At 46.3% G+C, this 23602-nt stretch carries 26 protein-coding genes; 1 reads left to right on the top strand and 25 read right to left on the bottom strand.

What is annotated here, in order from left to right; translation table 11 throughout:
• Positions 1-12 precede the first annotated feature (12 nt).
• From BN6465_RS04010 to BN6465_RS03940, 16 genes are all read right to left on the bottom strand, one after another.
• Positions 13-2067: an oxidoreductase gene (locus BN6465_RS04010; RefSeq protein ID WP_066731912.1), complete on the bottom strand. Its 2055-nt coding sequence runs from the start codon at positions 2065-2067 to the stop codon at positions 13-15.
• Between the two features lie 89 nt (positions 2068-2156).
• The gene (locus BN6465_RS04005; RefSeq protein WP_066731910.1) at positions 2157-2414 is read right to left on the bottom strand and encodes a YkvA family protein; all 258 of its coding nucleotides are present in this window, start codon (positions 2412-2414) and stop codon (positions 2157-2159) included.
• 103 nt (positions 2415-2517) lie between these two features.
• Complete coding sequence (gene tsf / locus BN6465_RS04000) at positions 2518-3438, bottom strand: translation elongation factor Ts (RefSeq protein WP_066731908.1); 921 nt, start codon at positions 3436-3438, stop codon at positions 2518-2520.
• 39 nt (positions 3439-3477) lie between these two features.
• A complete protein-coding gene (rpsB, locus tag BN6465_RS03995) occupies positions 3478-4215 on the bottom strand; it encodes a 30S ribosomal protein S2 (protein WP_066731907.1) in 738 nt (245 codons plus the stop codon).
• A gap of 206 nt (positions 4216-4421) precedes the next feature.
• Positions 4422-4562, bottom strand: coding sequence for a hypothetical protein (locus BN6465_RS20925; protein ID WP_199882787.1), 141 nt, complete (start codon positions 4560-4562; stop codon positions 4422-4424).
• A 71-nt stretch (positions 4563-4633) separates the two neighbouring features.
• A complete protein-coding gene (locus tag BN6465_RS03990; protein WP_066731903.1) occupies positions 4634-5077 on the bottom strand; it encodes a GerW family sporulation protein in 444 nt (147 codons plus the stop codon).
• Positions 5078-5107: 30 nt separating this feature from the next.
• Positions 5108-6067: a DUF2953 domain-containing protein gene (locus BN6465_RS03985; protein WP_066731901.1), complete on the bottom strand. Its 960-nt coding sequence runs from the start codon at positions 6065-6067 to the stop codon at positions 5108-5110.
• Between the two features lie 3 nt (positions 6068-6070).
• Entirely contained in the window at positions 6071-6397 is a 327-nt protein-coding gene (locus BN6465_RS03980; protein ID WP_066731899.1) for a hypothetical protein, read from the bottom strand.
• A 20-nt stretch (positions 6398-6417) separates the two neighbouring features.
• Positions 6418-7779, bottom strand: coding sequence for a peptidoglycan D,D-transpeptidase FtsI family protein (locus BN6465_RS03975; protein ID WP_066731898.1), 1362 nt, complete (start codon positions 7777-7779; stop codon positions 6418-6420).
• Between the two features lie 43 nt (positions 7780-7822).
• Positions 7823-9367 (bottom strand): FtsW/RodA/SpoVE family cell cycle protein, encoded by a 1545-nt coding sequence (locus tag BN6465_RS03970; protein WP_082891581.1) that lies wholly within the window; start codon positions 9365-9367, stop codon positions 7823-7825.
• An 8-nt stretch (positions 9368-9375) separates the two neighbouring features.
• A complete protein-coding gene (locus BN6465_RS03965; protein WP_066731897.1) occupies positions 9376-11811 on the bottom strand; it encodes a U32 family peptidase in 2436 nt (811 codons plus the stop codon).
• Positions 11812-11883: 72 nt separating this feature from the next.
• Positions 11884-12297, bottom strand: a complete 414-nt coding sequence (gene zapA / locus BN6465_RS03960) for a cell division protein ZapA (protein WP_066731896.1) — start codon at positions 12295-12297, stop codon at positions 11884-11886.
• Between the two features lie 66 nt (positions 12298-12363).
• Complete coding sequence (ruvB, locus tag BN6465_RS03955; RefSeq protein WP_066731894.1) at positions 12364-13371, bottom strand: Holliday junction branch migration DNA helicase RuvB; 1008 nt, start codon at positions 13369-13371, stop codon at positions 12364-12366.
• Positions 13372-13384: 13 nt separating this feature from the next.
• Entirely contained in the window at positions 13385-13990 is a 606-nt protein-coding gene (gene ruvA / locus BN6465_RS03950) for a Holliday junction branch migration protein RuvA (RefSeq protein ID WP_066731893.1), read from the bottom strand.
• Positions 13991-14006: 16 nt separating this feature from the next.
• Positions 14007-14504, bottom strand: a complete 498-nt coding sequence (locus BN6465_RS03945; protein WP_066731891.1) for a Gx transporter family protein — start codon at positions 14502-14504, stop codon at positions 14007-14009.
• A gap of 12 nt (positions 14505-14516) precedes the next feature.
• Entirely contained in the window at positions 14517-14894 is a 378-nt protein-coding gene (locus tag BN6465_RS03940; RefSeq protein WP_227183198.1) for a NusG domain II-containing protein, read from the bottom strand.
• 147 nt (positions 14895-15041) lie between these two features.
• Between BN6465_RS03940 and BN6465_RS03935 the strand changes: the two genes are divergently transcribed.
• Positions 15042-16019, top strand: a complete 978-nt coding sequence (locus BN6465_RS03935) for an FAD:protein FMN transferase (protein ID WP_066731889.1) — start codon at positions 15042-15044, stop codon at positions 16017-16019.
• A gap of 57 nt (positions 16020-16076) precedes the next feature.
• Here BN6465_RS03935 and BN6465_RS21155 read toward each other — a convergent pair whose 3' ends face one another.
• From BN6465_RS21155 to BN6465_RS03890, 9 genes are all read right to left on the bottom strand, one after another.
• The gene (locus BN6465_RS21155; protein WP_227183196.1) at positions 16077-16697 is read right to left on the bottom strand and encodes a hypothetical protein; all 621 of its coding nucleotides are present in this window, start codon (positions 16695-16697) and stop codon (positions 16077-16079) included.
• A gap of 51 nt (positions 16698-16748) precedes the next feature.
• On the bottom strand, positions 16749-17207 hold the full coding sequence (locus tag BN6465_RS03925) for a DUF2752 domain-containing protein (RefSeq protein ID WP_066731887.1): 459 nt from the start codon (positions 17205-17207) through the stop codon (positions 16749-16751).
• A gap of 17 nt (positions 17208-17224) precedes the next feature.
• Positions 17225-19177, bottom strand: a complete 1953-nt coding sequence (locus BN6465_RS03920) for an EAL domain-containing protein (RefSeq protein ID WP_066731885.1) — start codon at positions 19175-19177, stop codon at positions 17225-17227.
• A 5-nt stretch (positions 19178-19182) separates the two neighbouring features.
• Positions 19183-19800 carry an HdeD family acid-resistance protein gene (locus tag BN6465_RS03915; protein ID WP_066731883.1) on the bottom strand — a complete coding sequence of 206 codons (618 nt, stop codon included), beginning with the start codon at positions 19798-19800 and terminating at the stop codon, positions 19183-19185.
• Between the two features lie 121 nt (positions 19801-19921).
• On the bottom strand, positions 19922-20713 hold the full coding sequence (locus BN6465_RS03910) for an RnfABCDGE type electron transport complex subunit B (RefSeq protein ID WP_066731881.1): 792 nt from the start codon (positions 20711-20713) through the stop codon (positions 19922-19924).
• A 15-nt stretch (positions 20714-20728) separates the two neighbouring features.
• Positions 20729-21304, bottom strand: a complete 576-nt coding sequence (locus BN6465_RS03905) for an electron transport complex protein RnfA (protein WP_066731879.1) — start codon at positions 21302-21304, stop codon at positions 20729-20731.
• A gap of 12 nt (positions 21305-21316) precedes the next feature.
• A complete protein-coding gene (gene rsxE / locus BN6465_RS03900) occupies positions 21317-22018 on the bottom strand; it encodes an electron transport complex subunit RsxE (protein WP_066731877.1) in 702 nt (233 codons plus the stop codon).
• Complete coding sequence (locus BN6465_RS03895) at positions 22011-22613, bottom strand: RnfABCDGE type electron transport complex subunit G (protein ID WP_066731875.1); 603 nt, start codon at positions 22611-22613, stop codon at positions 22011-22013. Before BN6465_RS03895 ends, rsxE begins: the two co-directional genes overlap by 8 nt.
• Positions 22613-23584 (bottom strand): RnfABCDGE type electron transport complex subunit D, encoded by a 972-nt coding sequence (locus BN6465_RS03890; RefSeq protein WP_066731873.1) that lies wholly within the window; start codon positions 23582-23584, stop codon positions 22613-22615. Before BN6465_RS03890 ends, BN6465_RS03895 begins: the two co-directional genes overlap by 1 nt.
• Between the last annotated feature and the right edge of the window lie 18 nt (positions 23585-23602).

Below are 23602 nucleotides of genomic sequence, written 5' to 3'. Positions count from 1 at the left end.
CAATTCCGAAGGTCAAATCTTCATCGCTGCTTCATAGGCGCTCCAAATTACGGAGCGCAGGTTCCCTACCTGAAGGCAGTCGCCCACCAGATATGCATTTCTTCCTATTTCTGTCAACGGAGCAGAAATATAACCCGCAGAGCTGATGACAGAATCGCATGCGATCTCCACGTCCTTTCCATCCTTCGCACGGCAGATGACGGCATCTTCCTTCACTTCCTTCAGCGTCGTCTCCAGATAAACCGGCACTTGGTGGAGGGCAAACCATTCCCGCAGATAAGAGCTGTTGGCAAGGCACACTCCCTTCTGTGAGATTAAATCGTCCTTCATCTCCACGATGACCGGCTTCTTCCCCTTCAGCGCCAATTCATACGCAATCTCACACCCGGTCAATCCTCCGCCGATGACGGCGACTACCTCGCCCACCTCAGCGCCGTTCAAATACTCACACGCCTCGATCATCCGCTCATGCCCCGGTACCTTTTTCAAGATTCTGGGGACGGCTCCCGTTGCAACGATAATCGGGTCACTGCCGAACTGTGCCGTATCTTTAATCTCTTCATTTAGATGGACTTCTATGCCCATTGTCTCCATCTGCCTTCTGTACCAGACAAGAAGGCTTCTCAGCTTATCTTTGTAAGATTCTGCACTTGCCGGAATAAATGTCCCGCCGAGCACACTGCCCTTCTCATAGATGACTGGCTCATGCCCTCTCATCTTCAACACTCTGGCTGCCTCCATGCCGCCCAGACCGCCGCCGATAATGTGCACTTTTTTAGAAGAATCGGCCTTTTTTATGTAATGTTTATTCCACTGCATGACCTCCGCATTGACCGCACAGCGCGCCAAATGAAGACTGTCAGAGAGTTCTTGGTCATTGGGTACCCCTTTATAATGGCACATATTAAAACAGCCGTTATGACATAGTATACAGGGACGGATATCTTCCTCTCTCCCCTCCATCATCTTTGTGACCCATGCTTGGTCTGCCAAAAACTGACGGGCAAACCCGGCCCCGTCTATCTTTCCCGCCGCAATAGAATCCGCTGCCGTTCTCGGCTCCATCCGTCCTGCACATACAACGGGAATATCTACATACTTCCTGATATGTTCTACATCCTGCAGATTGCAGTTCTCCGGCATGTAGATAGGCGGATGTGCCCAGTACCACGCGTCGTATGTTCCATTGTCGCAGTTCAGCATATCATATCCAGCCTCCTGCAGGTATTTAGCAGCCTTCTGGGACTCCTCCATATCTCTCCCCGCCTCGGTAAAAGTCTCTCCGGGCAGAGCCCCCTCCCGGAATCCCTTCGTCATGGAGCGCACACTGTAACGCAGGGATACCGGAAACTCTTTCCCGCACACTTTTTTGATGGCCTGCACGGTCTCCACGGCAAAGCGGTAGCGGTTTTCAAAGGAACCCCCGTATTCGTCCGTACGGTGATTCACATATTTTAACGTAAACTGATCCAGAAGATATCCCTCGTGGACCGCATGAATCTCCACGCCGTCCACCCCCGCGTCCTGAAGCAGTTTCGCACATTTGGCAAAGGCATCTACGAATTCATGAATCTCTTCCACCGTCATCTCCCTTGACGGTACCTTGTCTGACCAACGGTTTGGAGACGGACTTGCGGATGCAGTTATTTTATCCAGATTCATAAAAGGCTTGGACACCACACGCAGGAACTTGTTCGTGTAGAGCTTCTCCATCAGCTCACTGATTGTAAATGACCGGCCAAATCCCGCTGTCAGCTGGACGAACAATTTAGCTCCTGTCTTATGAAACTCCGGCATCCAGTTTTTCAAATCTTCATACATTTTCTTGTTCTTGTAAAGCCATTGCCCGAACATAGGATTGTAGACCGGCTGGCATCCCGGCAGGACCAGCCCCGCATGATTCCTAGCGACCTCCATGATAAAGCGCGCCCCGTCCTCATCAAAATGGTTCTTTTCCATCCAGCCTAGGAGATTGGTTCCTCCCATCGATGTCAACACAATCCGGTTCTTAATCTCACAGTTTCCGATTTTCCAAGGTGTAAACAACGGTTCTAATCTTGCATCCATCCTCATTCCTCCTTTTACGCATTTCTTATAAATCTCACGTTCATAGTACTACTTTTATTGTAGCATATACCGCTGTGAGACGCTATTGATTACGCAAATAGTTTTATGATGAGCAATATGATTATCCCCCAAATGAGTACAATAGGAATCGCAAAATACCATTTTTTCGGTTTCCCGCCACTCCACAGATTTTGGGCACGTTCCATACTTTGTTCCGGTGAAAACGCATACGCAACGGTTATCCCTGCCAATACTTTCGCATACCAAGGGGTCCGCCTATCCTTTAGTGCTAAAAATACTGCCGGAATCTGTAACTTTAATTTTACTGCCCGCTCTTTGATTTTCATAACAGCCTTTCCTCACTTATTTGTCTTAAGTTGCAAAAAAGCCCCACAAATAACGCATACACGCCATTTGTGGGGCTTATAAAGGTTAAAGATATAATTCAGATTAGTTTCCCATCTGAGCAGCCACTTCAGCAGCGAAATCTTCATTTTTCTTTTCCAGACCTTCGCCTGTCTCAAAACGAACAAATCTCTTAACTGCTACGTTAGCTCCGTTTTCTTTTGCTACCTTCTCTACATATTTAGCAACAGTCAATTCGCTGTCCTGAACATAAACCTGATCCAGAAGGCAGATTTCTTTCATCTCTTTGTTGAGACGTCCGATAATCATCTTCTCAATAATATTGTCCGGCTTGTTCGGATTCTCAAGCTTAGCCTGTGCAAGAAGGATTTCTTTTTCATGCTCCATGTATTCCTGAGATACTTCATCGCGGGATACATATTTCGGTGACATAGCTGCAACCTGCATAGCCACATTCTTCAGACAGGTTTTGATTTCGTCGTTCACTATATCTGTAGAAGCTTCTACGAGAACGCCGATACGTCCGCCGCCATGAATATAAGAAACTACACATCCGTCTGTCACTACTTTTTCAAATCTTCTGATATTTAAGTTCTCACCGATTACAGAAATCTTTTCTGTAAGAACGTCCTTCACTGTCTTGGACGCGTCTTCATTCCATGCTTCTGCGAAGAAAGCATCCATATCTGCTGCGTCTGTAGCCAGAGCCTGATTAACAACCGCTTTAACAAATCCCTGAAATTCTGCGTTCTTGGCAACAAAGTCTGTCTCAGAGTTAACCTCTACGATTGCCGCTGTCTTGTCATCTTTTACTTCAGCCATAACGATACCTTCAGCTGCGATTCTTCCAGCCTTTTTCTCAGCTTTAGCCTGTCCGTTCTTTCTGAGGTATTCAACAGCTTCGTCCATATTTCCGTTCGTCTCGTTAAGAGCCTTCTTGCAGTCCATCATACCTGCTCCGGTCATTTCTCTTAATTCTTTTACCATGCTTGCTGTGATTGCCATGATTGTATCCTCCATCTATATTTTACTAGAAATTACTGACTATGCTTCTACAGTTTCTTCTACTGCTTCAGCTTCTTCGTAATATTCTTCTGCTGCTCCCTGATTAGCTTCGATTACAGCATCAGCCATCTTAGATACGATAAGCTTAACTGCTCTGATAGCGTCGTCATTTCCCGGGATAACATAATCAAGTTCTTCCGGGTCACAGTTTGTATCTGCAATACCGATAAGCGGAATTCCAAGTGTGTGTGCTTCCTGAATACAGATTCTTTCTTTCTTCGGGTCAACTACGAAGATTGCATCCGGTATTCTCTTCATATCCTTGATTCCACCAAGGTTCTTTTCTAATTTTTCCCATTCTTTCTTGAGAGCGATAACTTCTTTCTTAGGAAGTACGTCAAATGTTCCGTCTTCTGCCATTCTCTCGATATCTTTCAGACGGTTGATTCTGCTCTGGATTGTCTTGAAGTTTGTGAGCATACCGCCAAGCCATCTCTCATTTACATAGAACATTCCGCAGCGCTCAGCTTCTGTTCTGATAGCGTCCTGAGCCTGTTTCTTAGTACCAACAAAAAGGATTGTGCCGCCTTCAGCCGCGATATCAGCTACTGCCTGATATGCCTCATCTACTTTGCCAACGGATTTCTGTAAGTCAATAATGTAAATACCGTTTCTCTCTGTGTAGATGTACTCTGCCATTTTAGGGTTCCATCTTCTTGTCTGATGTCCGAAATGAACACCTGCTTCTAAAAGTTGTTTCATTGAAATAACGCTCATGTTTCTTTCCTCCATTTGGTTTTTAGCTTCCGTATGCTTATGTCTCAAAGCCGTGCATTTATGCGTTGGCACCGTTGAGATAAACCACATACGTGTTTTTTTGCAACGTTAGTAGTATAACACAAAAGCCCTGCGTACCGCAAGGCTTTTTTCTTTATTATTTCTATTTTGAGCATAATTTAACATAATTAATCATTCTATCAACTCTAACTTCCACAGAACAGCTGATAACCAACCAGAAGGCACACTCCTACAATCAAAATACCTATCAATATATTCGGCAGGAACATCATGATTACCATCCCCACTGCTATAAAGAATAACGCAAAACCAATTACCCGCTTCAAAACGCCCTGTTCCGCCTTCACTGTCTTTTATACAGTATATGAACAGCCAGACACATTATTCCTAGATTCTTTTAATCTTCCGCCGCGGTCTCTGTGTACGCAGCTTCTGCTGCCGCCTCCGCGGCTATATCCGCATCGTTAAGAATATCTGCCACATCCTGCTCCGTCATCTTTTCCTCTTTTGGTGAACGGAACTTATCGATTACATCCGGAACCATGTCAAGTATCTTTGTCATAGTGTCCTGATTCTTGATATTGACAAGTTTCGTACTTCCATTTTGAATGACAAGAACCGCACAAGGCGTCATCTTACCGCCCAGTCCCCCGGCTCCCCGCTCCTTCTTCTCCGCATTAAAAGCGCCTGCCCCAACCGCGAATGAGACATCTACGAGAGGTAAGAGAATGGTATCCCCTATATGAATCGCGTCTCCCACGACTGTTTTTGATGAAACGACTCCATTCATCCCTTGGAACAGGGAATCCATTGTTTCCTTGAACTGATTATCTGCTGACATCTGACTTTCCTCCTACTTTACTGATTCTGTTTATACCTTATTGCCCATACTTTTTACATCCGTATAGAGCTTTCTCACATTCTTATCCCAAAAGAGATTCCACGCCGCGATCAGCGCGTATACTGTCCTGATTTTCCCGTTTATGAGCAGTTCGCCTTCCAATATTCTTTTCTCAAAATCCGGCTCAACCGACAACTGTCCGCCCCAAAACGGGTAAATCACGCTCAAAACCGCAAGCGCCTGCCCTGTATGATAGGGATCCTCGAAGCCAAACCGAGTTCTAAGCATAAATTTCTTAGGTCTTAAAAATTTAAGAAGCCGGAACGCTTCTTTTTTAAGTCTAGCAAAAGCCAGCCTGTGAACCTCATCTTCGACGAACGCAGCAATAATCTCTTTCTTTTCCAATAATAACTTTATCTTATCACATATTTTCCCGAATGTATATTTTATATTCTCAAAAAATGTTTTGATTTTATTCCAGAGTGCTTTACACTTACCTTCAATCCGAACCCAAAAACCCTCTTTCTCCGTCTTTTCTTCCGTCTTTTCTCCGGCCTTTTCTTCGCTCTCGTCTTCTGCCGCTTCTATCCTTCGTTCTTGGATTGTTACGGCCGACTCATCTATTCTAGTTTCCTTAGGCAGTTTAGCTTTCTTGACTTCCGGCTCCTTTTTATATACTTCTTCCACATCGGTCTTCAGCGTCTCTTCAGCCTTTGATACGGTTTCTTCACTTCCAAATACTTTGTGGACAACTCTTGCCTTCCACGTGAATTCTCTGTCTTCAAAGGAAAACGAGGCAGCGAGCAAATGCAGTAGCCAAGAACATCGAAACTTAACATTGACGCTGTCCAGAGTCCCTTCGAATTTTGCCTTTATCTCATATTTCAACGGGACAAAGAGAACAATACAAATCAATAATACTAGTATTCCCAGTATCACTGCCAGTATAATCCCTATGATTTTCAAAATCATCCCGATAATATGTAGCATATCCTATTTCTCCCTGCCTTCTTGTTTCATAATATACGCACGGATATCAGCATCCCCGGTATTTTCAAATACATCACGCACAATTTCCTCCACCAGATAGACCGCGTCGTCATATCCTGAGGCCAGTCCTACAACAAACTGCCGCCTGTCATCTAAAAGCTTTTGTTTCAGAAGTGCAGTGTTGTAGAATTCCAGCTGATTCGGCCCCTCTTCAATCAAAACGATAATATAAGTTCCTATTGGATATTTACCGCTTCTCAGATGTTTCACTGTCTTCTTTTTTCTCTTTACCATACTGTCGCTGACATACAAATATTTGTAAAACCTCATAAGCGCCGCCTTTTCTGCCTTTAATAGTAATAAGCATTGAAAATTTGTTTCGCCACGCTGGTTCCTGTGATGCTTGCCGTGTCGGCATCTTCCACCACAACGCTGACTACCAGCTCCGGATTATCCACATTAGAAAATCCAACAAACCACGAATGTACCATCTGTTTATCTACACTGACCTCCGCGGTCCCGGTCTTGCCTGCCACCGTGTAAGACTCGCCCCCAAGTGACGCCCCTGTCCCATAGTCAACCACGCCCTTCATATATTCCGTGAGCTGTGCCGCCTCTGCGGACGTCATGAGTGTGTCATACTTCTCAGGCATATATTTCTTCACCGTCGTTCCGGTATAATTTGTAATCTTATCCACAAGATAGGGCTTCATCAATGTTCCGCCATTTGCTATGGCCGCCGTAATCATAGCCATGTGGTAAGGGCTGACCTGCGTCTCCCCCTGCCCTATGGCAGTCATCATTGTCTGTGCGCTGCTATCCTTCTTATCTAAACGGAACCTGCTCTGTCTGTATTTCAAATCGCTGGGCAGCTTAGAGTCGAACAGCAGATCCTTCGTCGTGTTCTTCCATTTTGTTTTATCAAGCCCAAGCCCAATATTGGAAAAAGATGAGTTGCAGGAATTGGCCACGGAGTCTCCAAGATCCTCGCTTCCGTGCACCTGACTGTCGTAACAGTGGATGGTCGTACCGTCCTGCGTGAATTCACCCGTACAGTCAAATGTATAATTACTGTAATCCGAATGCTCCCTAATGTATTCCAGCGCAGTCACAACTTTGAACGTAGAACCTGGCGCATACTGCCCCAGCATGGCCCTGTTCAGCAGTGCACTGTTCTCGTCATTGTTCAGTGCCTCCCAATTGGCCGCCACTGCATTGGCATCAAAAGAAGGCTTCGAGACCATGGCAAGTATCTTTCCCGTGCTGGCCTCCATGACGACTGCCGCGCCCTTATTGTTCCCCAGAGCGTCTGAGGCCGCCTGTTGGAGCGTGGTATTCAATGTAGTTACCACGTTGTCCCCCACATTTTTCTCTCCTCGGAATTCCTTGGCAAGCTTTTCCAAGAAAAAAGCGTTGGACGTGAGCAGGTTAAAATTCTGTACAGACTCCAGCCCGGATTTCCCCTTGTCCGCAAACCCTACCGCGTGGGCGAACAAGTCACCGTAGGGATATTCCCTGCTCTCGCTTCCGTCCTCCTCCGTCACTGTCTCTGCAAGCACTTCACCTTCGCTGTCCAGTATTTTTCCCCGCACAACGCGCTCCGCCATCAAATCCTGCCGGACATTGTAAGTACTATTGACCACTTCCCTGCTTTTCACCACATTGAAATAGACCAGATATCCGCCCATGACTAAGAACAGGACAACGAACATATAGGTCACTCTGGCAAATTCTTTATTCGTTCTTTTCTTTTTCTTAGCTTCTTGTTTTTCGAGACGTCTGCGGTCTTTCTCCTCCTGACGTGCGCTTATCGGACGCTCTGCGGCCTTTGGCCGCTTCTGCTCTTCCTGCGGACGGCGCCTTTTTTGCCCCTGCGCTCTTTCTTGCGGCTGAGGCTTTCTTTGCTTCCGGCGCCCGCTTTCGTCCGGAAGGTTCTGAAGTTCGAGATCCAGATCGTCTTGACCGTAACTGCTGCTCTTTCTTTCTTTCAATATCCTCTTCCTCGTCTTCTCTTAATATATACAATCCTTGAATAGTCGCGAACATAAGCACTGTGCTGAGCAGAGAGCTTCCCCCATAACTAACCAGCGGCAGCGTAACACCCGTGGAAGGTATAAAATTAATCACACCGCCAATATTCAAAAATGACTGGAAAATATAACAGGTGCCAAGTCCCAGCGCTACTAATTTGTAGAACCTGTCATGCAGCTGCATGGCAATATTCAAGAACATCACATATACACTGACACAGATTAAAATTAAACAGAGGGCAAATATCAATCCCAGCTCTTCTGCGATTGATGAAAAGATAAAATCGGTATCCCCTACCGGAATTTTATCGGCTGCCCCTTGGAAAAGCCCCATACCGAACCAGCTGCCGGTGCCGATTGCCATCAATGACTGCGCCATCTGGTAACCTCCGCTGTCATAGACGGCGAAAGGATCCTTCCAGACAACAACTCTGACCCGCACATGGCTGAACAGGTAATAAGCAGCCACGGAAGCCACACTGCCCGCGCCAAGTCCGGCGGCGACATACAATGGCTGCCTCGTTGCTACATAAAGCATAACCAGATATACCGCAAAAATAATCAGGGCCGCACCTAAATCTTTTGAAATCACCAAAATTAGTACATGCCCCGCCGCTATCACGGTCGTAATTACCACGTTTCGGAAGCTGGTATCCTTCTTCAAGCTTGCCGCTACAAAAAATACAAAGATCAACTTTACCAACTCGGAGGGCTGGATGTTGATGCCGGCGATAGAAAACCCGAGCATGGCCCCCCCGGTTACCTGTCCCAGAACCAATACTACGCCCAGCAGTACGACACCTGCCGCCGCGTAAAACTTCCTCCATTCAGAAAGTACCTTGACCTTCCGGATAATAATCGGTACCAGCAGGCTCAGAGCCACAGAACCGGCTACAATAACCAGCTGTTTTACCGCCTTATTGTAGGACAGTCTCGTAATCATGATGAACCCGATGCTCATCAGCATACACATATTATTGACGACCAAACGGGATACTTTTGGATAGACTTTCGTGTACAGCAGTATAATTGCCAGAAACAGCACGACCTGCATGGCATAGAAGCCTATCATCTTCTTCTCTTCCGTCTGAAGATACATGACTAGAAACGCGATAAAGTGTATCATGAACATCAATACATTCTGACGCCTCATAATACTGCGCTTCGTATGTTCATCCGAAAAATTAAATACAGCAAAACACTCGAATGTATAAATAGCAATCATAATAATCATCAAGTATTTTGACAACTCAACAACAATATTTACCAATTCTCCACCTACTTTATTCCTCTTTTAAAATGCCCTCTGGTAAAATCCCTGCCTGTAAACTCTGCCACGTCCCCCGCCGCAGCCTTTTTAAAGAGCTCCAGCACCTGTCTTGTCTCATCCCGGCTCTCCACGGTAAAACCGAGGCGCATGGCGGCCGGATTCAGTGCATATACTTCCTCCAGCTTATCTCCGAGATAGACCGGAGCATAGTTGTACATAATATTATAACAGTAATCACAATTTGCTTTCACCGGAAACTTTTTATGATACCGGTCGGTAATGCCGACAATATCGACTCCCTTGCCACATTTTCCCAGCGTTTTCTTCACGCAGCCGGCAGATACTATCATAGGCACAAATCCATAGACAAGCAATTCGCCGGCAGATATGCCTAATTCTCTAAGTTCCGCTGCATTCAGCTCCAGCGGCGCTGTAAAGCCTGCGGCGCCCCTTTCCTTCCAGAATGCCTTGGCCCACCGGTTGAACTGATATAGATTATAGTCTGTAATCACAGATTTTGCAAACCCTCTCTGGGAAAGGAATTGAAAACTTTCATAATTTCTTACCAGCATGCCGTCAAAACCGGCGTTCTCAATCAAATCCCACCCCTGTGCAAATTGTTTTCTCGTCTTTTCCCGGAAAATATGAGGCATACAAAGATAAATTTCTTTTCCCTTCCGATGTGCCTGCGCCGTAAGATTCACAATATCCTGATTTTCCCAGATTGTGGGGAACACTGTGCAATCTGCATAGATTCTGGAAACTTCCTGCGAATCAAATAGTACGCTCAGCTGCTCTCTGGTACTGGCTGTCGCATAGAGTTCAGGTATCCTGCCCTGTGGTCCTTTTTCTTCCTCTGTCCATGACAGCTTCCGGGAAATCTGCTGCGGCATTGTTCTTCTAAATGTTTCCACCATAGCCCGCTCAAGCTTCTCCAGTGCTTCCCGTCTCATCTCATTGATACTTTGCAGAGGCATGAACGGTTTACCTTCTATTCCGATTTCCAATTCTTCAAATTCAAATGCTGTATTACCAGTTTTCTGCAGCTGCTTTCTTATCCGCTGCGCATCCATCGGCTGATTCAAAGCTTCCTGTGCCATTTCACCCTGTACCGTAACCGACACTTCCCCACAGCTTATACTAAGTGTAGCAATTTCACCCGCAGAAAGAGTGAATTTTCCATTAATTTTTTCTTTTATTTTTCTATCCACATACTGATCCCGCAGTGATTGAATCAGCCTGTCGTTTCTCGTCCTGTTGAGTATCATTCCCGGTTTCAGCGGACAAGCTGCCGATAATGACAATTGAATCTTCGTCCCTTTAAGCGCGGAAAAACCACAGGTATAATTTCCTGCTTTCTCTTGCCCTTTTGTCACGGGCAGCTCCAGAACATCCTGTGGGTTCAAGTCTGTCAGGACAGTTCCACACCACTTTCTCCCCTGCCTCTGCTCCAGACGCACCGCTGGCACACCTGCGTGATTCGGACGGTCCAGCGCCATCATCTCCCTGCCATTGGCTGTATAATAATATCCGCCGTGAAATCCTCCTCTGTTATACAAATCCAGCAGCATCTCCCTGTCCCTATCTTCTATCCGGAACTTTTCCTTTATAAATGCTGCCGTCTTCGTTCCATCTGGGCATTCCTCCTTCAGGTTGTAATATAAATCCGTATATTTCCGGTACATGGCCGTCACACCTGCCACATATTCCGGCTTCTTCATACGGCCTTCGATTTTAAAAGAATCGATTCCCGCTTCTATCAGCTCGGGAATGGACTCAAGCGTACAGATGTCTTTCAGGCTCAGGAGATACTGCTCCTCCCTCTGCCCCTCCGCCCGGTATTTCAGTCTGCAGGGCTGGGCGCACTGGCCTCGGTTGCCGCTGCGGCCTCCTAAAAAGCTGCTGAACAGGCATTGTCCCGAATAACAGTAACAAAGGGCTCCATGCACAAAGCTCTCAATCTCAAGCCCCGTCTCCCTCGAGATTTTTTGAATCTCGTCTATATGAAGTTCTCTCGCCGTCACAACACGCTCCACGCCCTCTGCCTCCAGCAGTCTGGCGCCGTCTATCCCGGTAATGGTCATCTGGGTGCTCGCATGAATCGGAAGTTCGGGAAAATACTTCCTTATATAGTGAAGCACACCGATATCCTGTACGATTACCGCGTCAAGCCCCTGCTTGTAATAAGGCATAAGATAATCGTATAATTGCCCCTCCAGCTCCTGTTCCTTCAATAATGTATTCACGGTCAAGTATAATTTTCTGCCATGCAGGTGCACATAATCAATGGCGTCCATAAGACCTGTCTCATCAAAATTGTCCGCATACGCTCTGGCCCCGAAACGGCTGCCTCCTGCATATACGGCATCAGCCCCCGCCGCTACCGCCGCTTTCAAACTATCCATGGAACCCGCAGGCGCCAATATCTCTGTTAATCCTCTCATACTGTCCCCTTTATCTTCCCTGTCAGACCTATGGCTGGCCCTGTAAGTGAAAAAAGACTGTCCTAAGACAGTCTATTTTTTGCGATGATTCTTCATCTCTGTTTCAAGCTGCACAATTTTCATCTGCAGTTCCTGATTCTCTTCTTTTAGTTTCTCTAATGCCTTTTCAGCATTTTCATACTTTATTTGAATGGAAATCAGTTCATGCTTCAAGTCGTACATCTCTTTGTCTTTCGACTCAATGTCACTCTCCAGCGCCCCGCCCTGCTTTTTAGCCTTGAAATAGTCGTCCGCAATATTAAGGGCAAGCAGCACGCTCCTCGCTTCGGCGCTCTGCTTACGGTACCCCTCACTGCTTGTACACTCTTCAATCTTATGGTTCAGGTAGGTGGATACTTTCTGTAAATAATCTTCGCTCTCAAAACCACTGAGCGTAAAAACCTTTCCACCTATTAGAACTTCTGTGTAATTTTTTGACGATGCCATAAAGAACCTCCTTACCCGCTCTTCAATTCCTCATTACATTATAAACTATCTTAAGACAAAAACCAACTATTTTTCAAGATTTTCAACAGAAATTCCTAAATGATGGTATGAGCGTTCCGTGACGACCCTCCCCCGGGGAGTTCTTTGTATAAATCCGTTCTTCAATAAATACGGTTCATACACGTCTTCTATTGTGCCCGCGTCCTCTCCAATTGATGCCGCCAGTGTATCCAATCCTACCGGGCCTCCCTGAAATTTTTGTATCATAGTCAGTAAAATGTTCCGGTCCACATGGTCTAAGCCCAGTCTGTCCACGTCCAGCAGATCCAGCGCGTAGGCCGCAACTTCCTTTGTGATGATACCGTCGTATTTAACCTGAGCAAAATCCCGCACACGCTTTAATAGACGGTTAGCAAGTCTGGGCGTCCCACGTGAGCGTTTGGCAAGCTCCAGCGCCCCTGCTTTTTCGATTTCCACCTCGAGTACCTTCGCAGAGCGCATAATGATAGTTGTCAATTCCTGCTCCGTATAGAATTCGAGACGGTTGACCACACCGAACCTATCCCTGAGCGGCGCCGTCAGCATCCCCGCCCTTGTGGTCGCTCCCACCAATGTAAAATGCGGCAGGTCAAGACGTATCGACCGGGCAGAAGCGCCCTTGCCAATCATAATATCGATGGCGTAATCTTCCATGGCAGGATAGAGCACCTCCTCCACCTGACGGTTCAGCCGGTGGATCTCATCCACGAACAGGACATCGCCTTCCTGAAGGTTATTCAAGATTGCTGCTATCTCTCCCGGTTTCTCGATAGCCGGGCCAGACGTAATCTTCATATTCACTCCCATCTCATTGGCAATAATTCCCGCAAGGGTCGTTTTCCCCAGCCCCGGGGGGCCATAGAACAATACATGATCCAGTGATTCTGACCTAGACTTTGCCGCCTCAATATAAATCTTTAATGTTTCCTTCGCCTTTTCTTGTCCGATATAATCGCAGAGCATCTGAGGCCTTAGATTATTCTCTATCCTTATGTCTTCTTCCAGATTCTCTGTGGTAATAATCCGCTTTCCCATAGTGCTACCTCTGCTACATCAAATATTTTAAGGCCTGCTTCAAAATTTCTTCCACAGTCACCCCGTCACTCGAATCAATCTTTTTAACTGCCCGCAGTGCTTCCGTGCTTCCATATCCCAGAGCCACCAGCGCCTGCACGGCGTCTGCCTGTACCTCCTGCCCGGCGCCGCCGGCCGGAAGGAAATCCGACTCCTCCGAATGGCTCAGGGCATCTTCTATACTTAGTTTATCCTTCAGCTCCAAGATCAGCTTTTCCGCAGTCTTCCTGCCGACTCCCGGCGCCGCGGAAATCGCTTTGACATCATTCGCCATCACGGCAAACCGCAAGTCATCCGGCGTCAGCTGTGAGAGAATGCTCAGGCCTCCCTTAGGCCCAATACCGTTCACCCCGATAATCAATTTGAATACTTCCAAATCGTCCCGCGTCAAAAAGCCGAATAACTGCATCGCGTCTTCCTTTACATTGAGATAAGTATGAATCTTTACCTCATGTCCTGCAGATGGAAGCATCCCCATAGCCTCAGAGGACATGTAGATACCATATCCGACACCGCCTACATCCACAACCACTTTATCCGTCTCAAGAGCCGCCAGCTCTCCTCTTATATATGAAATCATCCTCTGTCTTCCTCCTTTACAGCCTAAGTTCTAATTTTGCGAGCCTTTTCAGCATCTCCCGGGCAAGCACTCCGATCAGGAGCCCCGTGATGAGACCGGCGACCATAAGAACCGGAACATAATAGATGACACTGAATGTCTCTACCACAAGCATGGCAACAATAATCTGCCCGATATTATGGGCCACACCTCCCGCCATGCTGACACCGAAAACGCTGAAAGAACCTCTCCGCTTTAACAGGGCCATCGCCAGAAGGCTGAGACCGGCGCCCGCCATACTGTAAATAATACTGAATAAATTGGCAAAGAGGAAGCCGGACAACACGATTCGAAGAACCGACAGGCACGCCGCTTCCTTTACTCCCATCTTATAGAGGGCCGTCACCGTTATCAAATTAGCAAACCCCAATTTCACACCAGGAATTCCTATCTGAAAGGGAATCAAAGATTCCACATAACTGAATATCAAAGCCAGCGCCGCAAAGACTCCGAAATATGCTACTTTATGTTTCAAAAAATCCGCCTCCTAGTTCGTCACCGCATCGAGCTCAGATTCGTCTTGGCTCACAATCTGAACCACCACATTGTTAGGAAGGCAGATAATGCTTTCATTATTTTTTGAAATCGGCTTCTGATGTACGCACAGCTTATCCGGGCAGTTGGCGTCTATCATATTCACTGTCTTATCCTCTATCTTCATGACATTGGTGCCTTCATTGATCTTGACGGTCTGATCTTCGGACAAATCATAAGTCTCCGTGATTTCTCCGCCGACTCTGACGGTCACATACCCCGGATGCTCATCCCCGACAAAATATCGAATAAAAAATATAAGCGCCGCTGTAAGCAATATAACAAACAGCAAGAGCCAGTCGTTTTTTTTCATTGTCTTTTCTTTTTCCATACCCTTACCCTCTCTTCGTTCTATTCTAGCACAATGATTTGGCAAATGCAACCAAACGTTCGATTAGTTTTCTTATCATGCCTTGATTTTTCTAATGTGCCCACGTATAATATAGAAGATATATAAAACGACATTTTGGAGGAATCTATGAAAAAATTCAGATTACTAGGAGTCCTGTTACCCGCACTGCTTCTTCTATCCGGCTGCTCTTCTGTCTCCGACACCCCGGTTTCCAGAACGGCCACCTTTTTCGACACGGTAATTACAATCAAAATATATGACAAAGATGCAGAAGATGTCCTCAACGCCTGCATCGAAAAATGTAAAGACTACGAAAGCCGCTTCAGCCGTACTCTGGAAGGCAGCGAAATATATCAGCTCAATCACGCTGGAGGACAGGCCGTTGAATTGTCGCCTGACACCGTAGAGCTGATCAATCTTGGGCTCAAATACTGTGAGCTCTCCGAGGGAAGTTTTGATATAACCGTGGCCCCGCTCGATGATGTTTGGAATTTCAAGGAAAATGCAGGCACTGTCCCTGATCCGGCCGCAATCGCAGAGGCTAAAAGCCATGTAAATTATCATACAGTCGTGGTGAACGGCAACCAAGTCCAGCTCACTGATCCGGCTGCCCAGATCGATCTGGGAGGCGTGGCAAAGGGATACATTGCAGATAAGCTCAAGTCTTTTATGAAACAGCAGGGAGTGACAAGCGCGATCATCGATTTGGGCGGCAACGTCCTCGCCATAGGCGGCAAGCCGGGTGGCGATAGCTTCAATATTGGAATCCAAAAGCCTTTTGCGGAACAAGGGACTCCGATTACTTCCGTTAAAATAAAGGATAAGTCCGTTGTCTCTTCCGGCATTTATCAGCGTTATTTTAAGGTAGACGATAAAATCTACCATCATATTTTGAATCCCGCTACGGGCTATCCCTGTGAGAACAATCTCCTTGGCGTCACAATCGTAGCCGGCTCTTCCGCAGACGCAGACGGTTTGAGCACCACCTGTTTTATTCTGGGGCGAAAGAAGGGGATGGAGCTTATCAACAAAATCTCCGGTGTCGAGGCCGTATTCATCACCGATGATTACAAACTTCATTATACAAGCGGTTTTAAAAAATAGAATCGCAACAGACAGAAAAGCATCCGCCGATGAAGCGGATGCTTTTCTGTCTATATTTTAATAGTAATAAGAGTAGCTGCTGACACCTGCAACTGCAATAAAAATCACAAATACTATGGAAAGCACTATGGAAATGGCCTGCAAAATCAAAGATGCACGGCAGAAGTTCCTTCTATGGATGTTACCTGTCTTACCGAATGCCCAAATACAATATAGAATCAGGCCGGCACAGGGGATGAGCGCCGCTAAAAGCGTGAGCAACCATTCGCCCATAGAAAGCGGCGAAGTGTCCATTCCGTCCGCCTGTATATTCTGGTAATTATTATTGTAGCCACTGTTGTAATTGGCACTGTAGTTATTGTGTTGATAATTCTGCTGATACCCATTATTGGGCTGGCTGTAATTTTGTCCTGGCTGATAATAACCGGTACCTGTCTGTGCGCTCCGTTCCTCCGGCTGCCGGTACCCGGCATCTGCCGACGCACTATCAGCTTCGGAGTTCCCTGCGGCATACGCTTTTTCTTCCGCTTGAGCGGGGTCTTCCTTTTCTGCATTATCATTTGGCTTCGGAACCGAGCCATAAGTATAGGTAGCACCGGCATTAGGGTCTGTATAAGTTGTTTCCGGCTTTACATCTTCAACCGTATCCGGCGTATTGTTTTCATAGTTATTATCCATGTCTGCTCCTCCTGTGTTATGCCCTTATTTCCATTTATCATAACATAATGCTTAGTGAAAAACAACCGAAAATATCCGGTATCCGAGGCTGCCATAGTAATAAGTCATGGGCGGCTCTCCGGGAAAATAGCGTATCATACGGTAAATATAAAATAGAATAAGCGCGGCCATTCCTGCCGCCGCGTATTTAATAAGGCACTTCACATCCTTTTTCAGAATATATCTTCTGACGGCAAAGAGCAATACCAGAAAGAGAAACGCATAGGAAAAAGGATGAAGATGCCATGCAGCGGCAAAATCACCTTTCAATATTGCCAGAACCGCTCTTGTCATTCCACAGGCAGGACAAGGGAAACCCGTCAGCGTCACCATAGGGCAAAGGCTGTACAAGAAAAGTCTGCCAATCAGGAAATACCCTGCAAACACGGCCCCTCCAATCCAAAAATCCCGGATATCCTTCCAGAGCAGCAGCCATGTCTCCTCCACAATCTGTCGTATTCCTCTCCGCAAACCTGCGCCTCCTTCTTTTACGTAACCTCTTCTTTAATATTACATACCTCAATATCTCTGACTAACAGCTCACTGAGCTCTTCCCCATCCATGGGCTTTGCATAATAAAATCCTTGAATCTTATCCGCTCCAAGTTCCAAAAGCTTTTCTACCTGCTCCTTCGTCTCAGTCCCCTCTGCTATCACCTTGATACCCAATTCATGAATCAGGCGTATCAGGCCACGTACCATGTTATATCCCTTCTGGTCTGAATCTACTATGCCAATCAAGCTTTTATCCAGTTTAATACACTCAAAATGATATTGGGCCAGCGTGGCAAAATTAGAGTATCCGGTTCCAAAATCGTCTAAATAGAAACGGAACCCGTCCTCTTCCATGATTCTGATAATTTCTCTTGATTGATATGCATCACCTGCAATTGCCCGCTCTGTGATTTCCAGCCTTAATTTTTCCGGTTCAACATTCCACATTTCCAACACTGTCCGTATTTTTTCCGGCAAATGTGAATCTTCAAATTGCTCTAAAGAAATATTCACGGAAATAGTATCGATTGGTATCTGCTTATGGTTACTGATAAAGCAGCAGACCTGTGCAAGAACCTGCCAGAACACCTCGCCCACATTTCCCATTTCTTCCGCGACAGGGATGAACCTGCCCGGCGATATCATTCTCCCCTTGTCGTCCCTGAGACGTACCAGGGCCTCCGCAGAAACAAATTTCCCCCTGTCAGGAGCGTATACCGGCTGATACCACACTTCAAACAACTGCTCCTGAATAGCCCTTCTCAGACAATCCATCGTTCTTCTTCTTCGGTAAAAATCAACAGCAGCTCTTTCATCGTATTCTACATATTTTTTCCCTGAGCGCTTCAGAATAGATAACATATAGTCCAGAATCTCCATTATCTGGTCTTCTTCCAGATTTTCTCCATCATAAACATAGCTGGCGACAGCCGGTGTCAGCACCGCGCTGCTCTTTCCCACTACCCACGGCCCCTTTGCTCTTTCTTCCAGCTTGTACACAAAGATATCTTTCTGCCCTTCATCCGGGTAGGGAAGAATCACTGCAAATGTTACCCCAATATAACGAAACGCTACGGCTTCTTTAAAATTGTTCTCAATCCATAAAGCGATAGAATAGAGAAATTCGTTGCCCGTCTGGTAACCGTACCGCTGATTGATAGACGCAAAATCCCTTGTAAATAAAAGCAGTATTTGAAATCTCTGCTTTCCCGCAAGCCTCAGCGACAGCTCAGAGAAAAATCCATCTCTGTTTCCAATTCCCGTCACACTATCCTCTTCTCTGCGGTAACTAAAAAAGCTGATGAACAAAACAATGTCCACAAGTGCCGCTATCGTTCCATTTAACAGAAGCCGCTTTTCTATCACCTGAATAATCATAAGCGCTGTCGAAAGCGGAAGGATTATCTTCAGTGCATGCTTCATTTCCTTCGCCACGCTAGAATGGTGGCGCATAAAACAATATACTAAAAACGCCATCTCAACCGCCATGATTGCATAACCTGACCAATTGAGAATTCCACGATGGTATTGTCCGTCCTGATCGAACCAGAATAGAATACCCGATTTTAGATTCACAGCTACAAGCAATGCATAAATACTGGTCGATGATGCCAGCATTATCCTTACACGGGTAATACAATATTGTTCGTAGACATGCTCCAGCATTTTTTCAAATATGTACATGGCAATTGTAGAACAGAGCACGACCACAAGCAAAAAGTATATGGAATTTGCAACCAAATTTACCACTAAAGGAACCTGTCCCGGATAACCCAGCAGAATAGTACAGACAATATTTAGAATAATGGATAAGCCTGAAAAAACAAGACAGAACCAGTACATTTTGAGCGAGTGGTTTATCGGCTTATTATAGGAAGACAGGCTGAGCAGCAGTACACAAACAAGCAGCAGTGCAATAATCTCTGTAAGCAGCGGCCAATATAACATCAAATTCAAACCTCCGTATCTCCATCACTGTCGTCCAATACTTCAGCAATAGAGTCCTCTCTGTGTTCTTCCACTGCGGTAAAAAATTGATGAATCTGTCTGGAAATTAAAATTGTTAGAACTAAATCCGTCGCACCGCTGAACACCAGCCCCGCCCCGATCACAATATACATTACGATCGCCGCTGTAAAAGGATTCCAGAGCAGAATCATGCCGAAAACAATATTCACGGCCGCAAGGAGAACAAAAACATACCAATTGGCATATCCCATCCTCTTCACATCCAGCCCATTCTGTAATTTACAGAATCCACTTATTACCACAAAGATGCCAAGCAGAAAGGGAAGAAGCGCTATGAGCAATTCTGCCTTATAAATACAAAACAGACCAAGGAGCACCTCTATCAGGCCAATTACAAAATCATTTCTATAATATCTTATTTTCAGTTCTCTGAATTGATAGGCAATCAGTGTGGTCACTCCTATCACTACAACCGCGCCGCCTCCAATATAGCACAATGTCCGTGCTGTTGTGTCAGGAAAAACAATCAGTATGGCACCCAGTACAAGATAGATAACCGACCGCAGAATTGCGCTCCACTTGATTTCTTTTAACATCTTCATATCCTCGCTTTATCTCTTGTTTTTCATCATTTTACCCTATTTTATCATAATACACGATATTTATACAGCAAAATTTAATAAAAGGACGCCCGGAAGACCGGGCGTCCAACTATATCAGTGCCTATTTAATGATTTTTTTCGGGCATTTTTCCGCACACTTTCCACAATTCGTACACTTTTCTGCATCGATATGGGCAATATTATCCACTACCTTGATAGCGTCGAACTCGCAGACCTTTTCACACATCTTACAGCCGATACAGCCTACCGAGCAAACACTCATCACATCTTTTCCTTTATCTCTGGAGCTGCACTGTACTCTGTGCTTTTGCTCATAAGGAACCATCTCAATCAGTCCCTTAGGACATGCGTATGTACAATTTCCACATGCTTTACATGCCTCTTCATCGACGACCGCGACTCCGTCAATAATATGGAGTGCGTCGAAAGGACAGGCCTTAACGCAATTGCCAAATCCAAGACAGCCGTATGTACAGCCCTTGGGACCGTTATTCTGCATCATGTTGGCCATCACACAGTCTTCGACCCCCGTATATTCATAGGCCTGCTTTGTCTTATCACAAGTTCCGGCACACTTTACAAAGGCGGTCACTCGAATGGATTCCGTAGCTTCCGTGCCGACGATAGCGGCAATCTTCTCCGCCACAGGCGCTCCGCCTACCGGGCAACGGTTCGGCATCGCCTTTCCCTGCGCGATTGCTGCCGCAAGACCTGCACAGCCCGCATATCCGCAGCCTCCACAGTTATTTCCTGGCAGAACTTCTAAAATTGCAGCTTCTGTCTCATCCACTCTCACTGCGAACTTCTTGCCCGCCACACCGAGGAAGACACCGATGAACAGACCGGTCCCGCCCACGATAAGCGCGGCAATCAATATTCCTGTTATACTCATAATCCGGTCCTCCTTCTAAATAATTCCTGAGAAGCCAAAGAACGCGATGGACATCAGTGCTGCGGTGAGGAGCACGATGGGCATTCCCTGAAACGACTCGGAGATATCATTGTATTCTGTTTTTTCACGGATACCTGCCATAATAACGATGGCAACCGTAAACCCAATTGCGGTGGCAAATCCATTCACAACGCCCTCAAGGACGTTGTACTCTTTCTGAACATTGGTAAGCGCCACACCCAGCACCGCACAGTTTGTCGTAATCAGGGGAAGGTACACCCCCAGAGCATTATAAAGAGGAGGCATCACCTTCTTCAAGAACATCTCAACGAACTGGACTAACGCGGCGATGACAAGGATAAACACGATTGTCTGAAGATATTGAAACCCTGTCGGCACTAATATAAACTGATAAATCAAGCTGGTAAAAAATGATGCAATCGTAATAACAAATACAACCGCGCCCCCCATACCTGCGGCAGTATCAATCTTTTTCGATACGCCGAGAAATGGACAAATTCCAAGAAACTGGCTGAGGACTACGTTATTTACAAGTGCGGAACCAACTGCAATAATAAGTAATTCTTTCATCTCGTACTCCTCCTATTCTTTTTCCTGACCTGTCGGAAATACTTTCCCGTCACAGCCTGAGCAGGAACCACAGCCGCCCTCTGCACAACCCTTCGCTCTAACTACTTCTTTTCCTTTTTTCTCCATGTTGTTCATAATCTTGTTGCGGGCAGCCACAAGAAACGCCAGTACAAGGAAGGCCCCCGGCGCAAGGATAAAGATTGTGACCGGCTCGTAAGCGTCCGGCATGATCTGAAGACCGAACACTTTTCCGGCGCCGATCAGCTCTCTCACGACACCGATACAAGTCAATCCGAAAGTAAACCCAAGCCCCATACCGATTCCATCAAAAATGGAAGGCATCACCGGGTTCTTGGAAGCATAGCTCTCCGCACGGCCCAGAATGATACAGTTTACTACAATCAGCGGAATGTAGATTCCAAGTGATGAGTAAAGACTCGGCACAAAACCTTGCAGAAGGAATTGCACCATGGTTACGAAGGACGCTACCACAACGATGAAAGCCGGCATCCTGACGGAATCGGGAATGATTTTCCGCAACATAGAAATCAGCATATTGGACAGAACAAGTACCACTGTCGTTGATAGCCCCATACCAATACCATTGATTGCAGACGTCGTGACCGCGAGGGTCGGACACATTCCCAGCATCATAACGAAGGTGGGATTTTCCTTAATAATACCATTATATAATCGTTCGGTATATTTACTCATTTCCACTACCTCCTAACGCATTCTGATAGTAACCAAGCGCCGTATTTACAGCCCCCGTTACTGCTCTTGAAGTGATGGTGGCGCCGCTGAGCGCGTCAATCTGCTCGCCCTCTTGGCCGTCCTTATTCACTGCAAATTTGTCTGTCTTCTTATCACGGAACTGTCCGTAGAACTCCGGCTCCGTAGCGCGCATGCCCAGTCCCGCCGTCTCGCTGATTTCGAGAATAGAAATTCCATTGACCGTACCGTCTTTCATGATTCCGACAGTTATCTTTATATTTCCGCCATATCCGTCTTTGTCAGTGGCAGTAATAACATATCCAACCTCACTGCCGCCCATCTTCGCAAAATATACCTCATCGATGGTGGCATTGGTTCCCATGTCTTTGACAGCCTGCTTCGCGGCTGCCCCGTCTATATCCTGCAGTTCGAACTCATCTGCTTCCGGGAACACCTGCTGGCAGGCCTCCTGCTTCTCCTCTGCCTGAACCTGAGCAATGGGAGCTTTTGTAATCTCGTATACTACCCCCAGCGCCAGACCCGCAATCAATGTGATCACAGTTAGAATCAATGTATTTTTTATAATTTTCTTCATTATTTCTCTCCTCCTTTACCAAATGGTTTTGGAAGAGTTACTCTTTCAATCAACGGAACAAGAAGGTTACTGAAAATAATCGCGTAGGACACTCCCTCTGCCGATCCGCCGAACATCCGGAATATGCCGGTCAATATTCCCAGCAGTGCGCCGTACACAATCTGTCCACTCTTAGTGATCGGAGATGTCACATAGTCCGTCGCCATGAACCATGCGCCCAGCATTAAGCCGCCTCCACAGATTTCTGCCGTCATATACTGGATGTTAAAGAATCCGACTCCGTCAAGAGTTCCTCCGAAAATACCGATAAACAACGCAAACGTTACTATGTAAGTCCCCGGGATCCGAAGATCAATGATTCCCATAAGAATCAGTATGATGGCTCCTATCATAATGGCAATCACGGAAGTCTCCCCTATGGTGCCTCCGATATTCCCCAGCAGCATATCCATAGTATTGACCCCTGCAAGTGGCTCGCTTCCCGCTGCCACATTGGCGCGGATAGCAGCAAGAGGTGTTGCTCCGGATACACCGTCATATACAAAGCTTGTCATTCTTCCGGTGAAGGATATCAGGAGAAAACATCTTGCTCCCAAAGCCGGGTTCATGAAATTCTGCCCCAGACCGCCAAAGAGCTGCTTCACGATGAGTATGGCAAAAACACTTCCCAAAGCTCCCATCCATAAGGGCGCGTTTGGCGGCAGGTTAAGCGCCAGCAGCAGTCCGGTCACTACCGCGCTCAAATCCTTAATAGTCACAGGCTTTTTCATTAATTTTTCATATATGTATTCCGTCAGCACCGCAGTCAGCGTCGTCACAAGTACGACAAGCCAAGCATGGGTATCTCTGAAATTATAGATTCCGAAGGCAGTTGCCGGCAATAATGCAATCACAACCCACAGCATAATATTACTTGTGGTCGCCCTGGAACGAATATGTGGTGAAGATGATACTCTCAATTGTTCACTCACGTCTGTTCACCTCTTCCT

Source organism: Bariatricus massiliensis (assembly GCF_900086725.1).
GTDB lineage: Bacteria > Bacillota > Clostridia > Lachnospirales > Lachnospiraceae > Allocoprococcus > Allocoprococcus massiliensis.
This window is presented reverse-complemented; position numbering and strand designations above follow the sequence as displayed.

What these genes read in the sequence shown, in the direction of transcription:
- BN6465_RS04010 (WP_066731912.1), bottom strand. Translation starts at nt 2,067, where the DNA reads ATGGATGCAAGATTAGAACCGTTGTTTACACCTTGGAAAATCGGAAAC.
- BN6465_RS04005 (WP_066731910.1), bottom strand. Translation starts at nt 2,414, where the DNA reads ATGAAAATCAAAGAGCGGGCAGTAAAATTAAAGTTACAGATTCCGGCA.
- BN6465_RS03980 (WP_066731899.1), bottom strand. Translation starts at nt 6,397, where the DNA reads ATGAGGTTTTACAAATATTTGTATGTCAGCGACAGTATGGTAAAGAGA.
- BN6465_RS03965 (WP_066731897.1), bottom strand. Translation starts at nt 11,811, where the DNA reads ATGAGAGGATTAACAGAGATATTGGCGCCTGCGGGTTCCATGGATAGT.
- BN6465_RS03985 (WP_066731901.1), bottom strand. Translation starts at nt 6,067, where the DNA reads ATGCTACATATTATCGGGATGATTTTGAAAATCATAGGGATTATACTG.
- BN6465_RS03905 (WP_066731879.1), bottom strand. Translation starts at nt 21,304, where the DNA reads ATGAAAGAATTACTTATTATTGCAGTTGGTTCCGCACTTGTAAATAAC.
- BN6465_RS03935 (WP_066731889.1), top strand. Translation starts at nt 15,042, where the DNA reads ATGAAAAAATTCAGATTACTAGGAGTCCTGTTACCCGCACTGCTTCTT.
- BN6465_RS03915 (WP_066731883.1), bottom strand. Translation starts at nt 19,800, where the DNA reads ATGAAGATGTTAAAAGAAATCAAGTGGAGCGCAATTCTGCGGTCGGTT.
- zapA (WP_066731896.1), bottom strand. Translation starts at nt 12,297, where the DNA reads ATGGCATCGTCAAAAAATTACACAGAAGTTCTAATAGGTGGAAAGGTT.
- BN6465_RS03895 (WP_066731875.1), bottom strand. Translation starts at nt 22,613, where the DNA reads ATGAAGAAAATTATAAAAAATACATTGATTCTAACTGTGATCACATTG.
- ruvB (WP_066731894.1), bottom strand. Translation starts at nt 13,371, where the DNA reads ATGGGAAAGCGGATTATTACCACAGAGAATCTGGAAGAAGACATAAGG.
- rsxE (WP_066731877.1), bottom strand. Translation starts at nt 22,018, where the DNA reads ATGAGTAAATATACCGAACGATTATATAATGGTATTATTAAGGAAAAT.
- BN6465_RS03940 (WP_227183198.1), bottom strand. Translation starts at nt 14,894, where the DNA reads ATGGAAAAAGAAAAGACAATGAAAAAAAACGACTGGCTCTTGCTGTTT.
- BN6465_RS03975 (WP_066731898.1), bottom strand. Translation starts at nt 7,779, where the DNA reads ATGTTCGTTGTCCTGTTCTTAGTCATGGGCGGATATCTGGTCTATTTC.
- rpsB (WP_066731907.1), bottom strand. Translation starts at nt 4,215, where the DNA reads ATGAGCGTTATTTCAATGAAACAACTTTTAGAAGCAGGTGTTCATTTC.
- BN6465_RS03990 (WP_066731903.1), bottom strand. Translation starts at nt 5,077, where the DNA reads ATGTCAGCAGATAATCAGTTCAAGGAAACAATGGATTCCCTGTTCCAA.
- BN6465_RS03910 (WP_066731881.1), bottom strand. Translation starts at nt 20,713, where the DNA reads ATGAGTATAACAGGAATATTGATTGCCGCGCTTATCGTGGGCGGGACC.
- BN6465_RS21155 (WP_227183196.1), bottom strand. Translation starts at nt 16,697, where the DNA reads ATGGATAATAACTATGAAAACAATACGCCGGATACGGTTGAAGATGTA.
- ruvA (WP_066731893.1), bottom strand. Translation starts at nt 13,990, where the DNA reads ATGATTTCATATATAAGAGGAGAGCTGGCGGCTCTTGAGACGGATAAA.
- tsf (WP_066731908.1), bottom strand. Translation starts at nt 3,438, where the DNA reads ATGGCAATCACAGCAAGCATGGTAAAAGAATTAAGAGAAATGACCGGA.
- BN6465_RS03920 (WP_066731885.1), bottom strand. Translation starts at nt 19,177, where the DNA reads ATGTTATATTGGCCGCTGCTTACAGAGATTATTGCACTGCTGCTTGTT.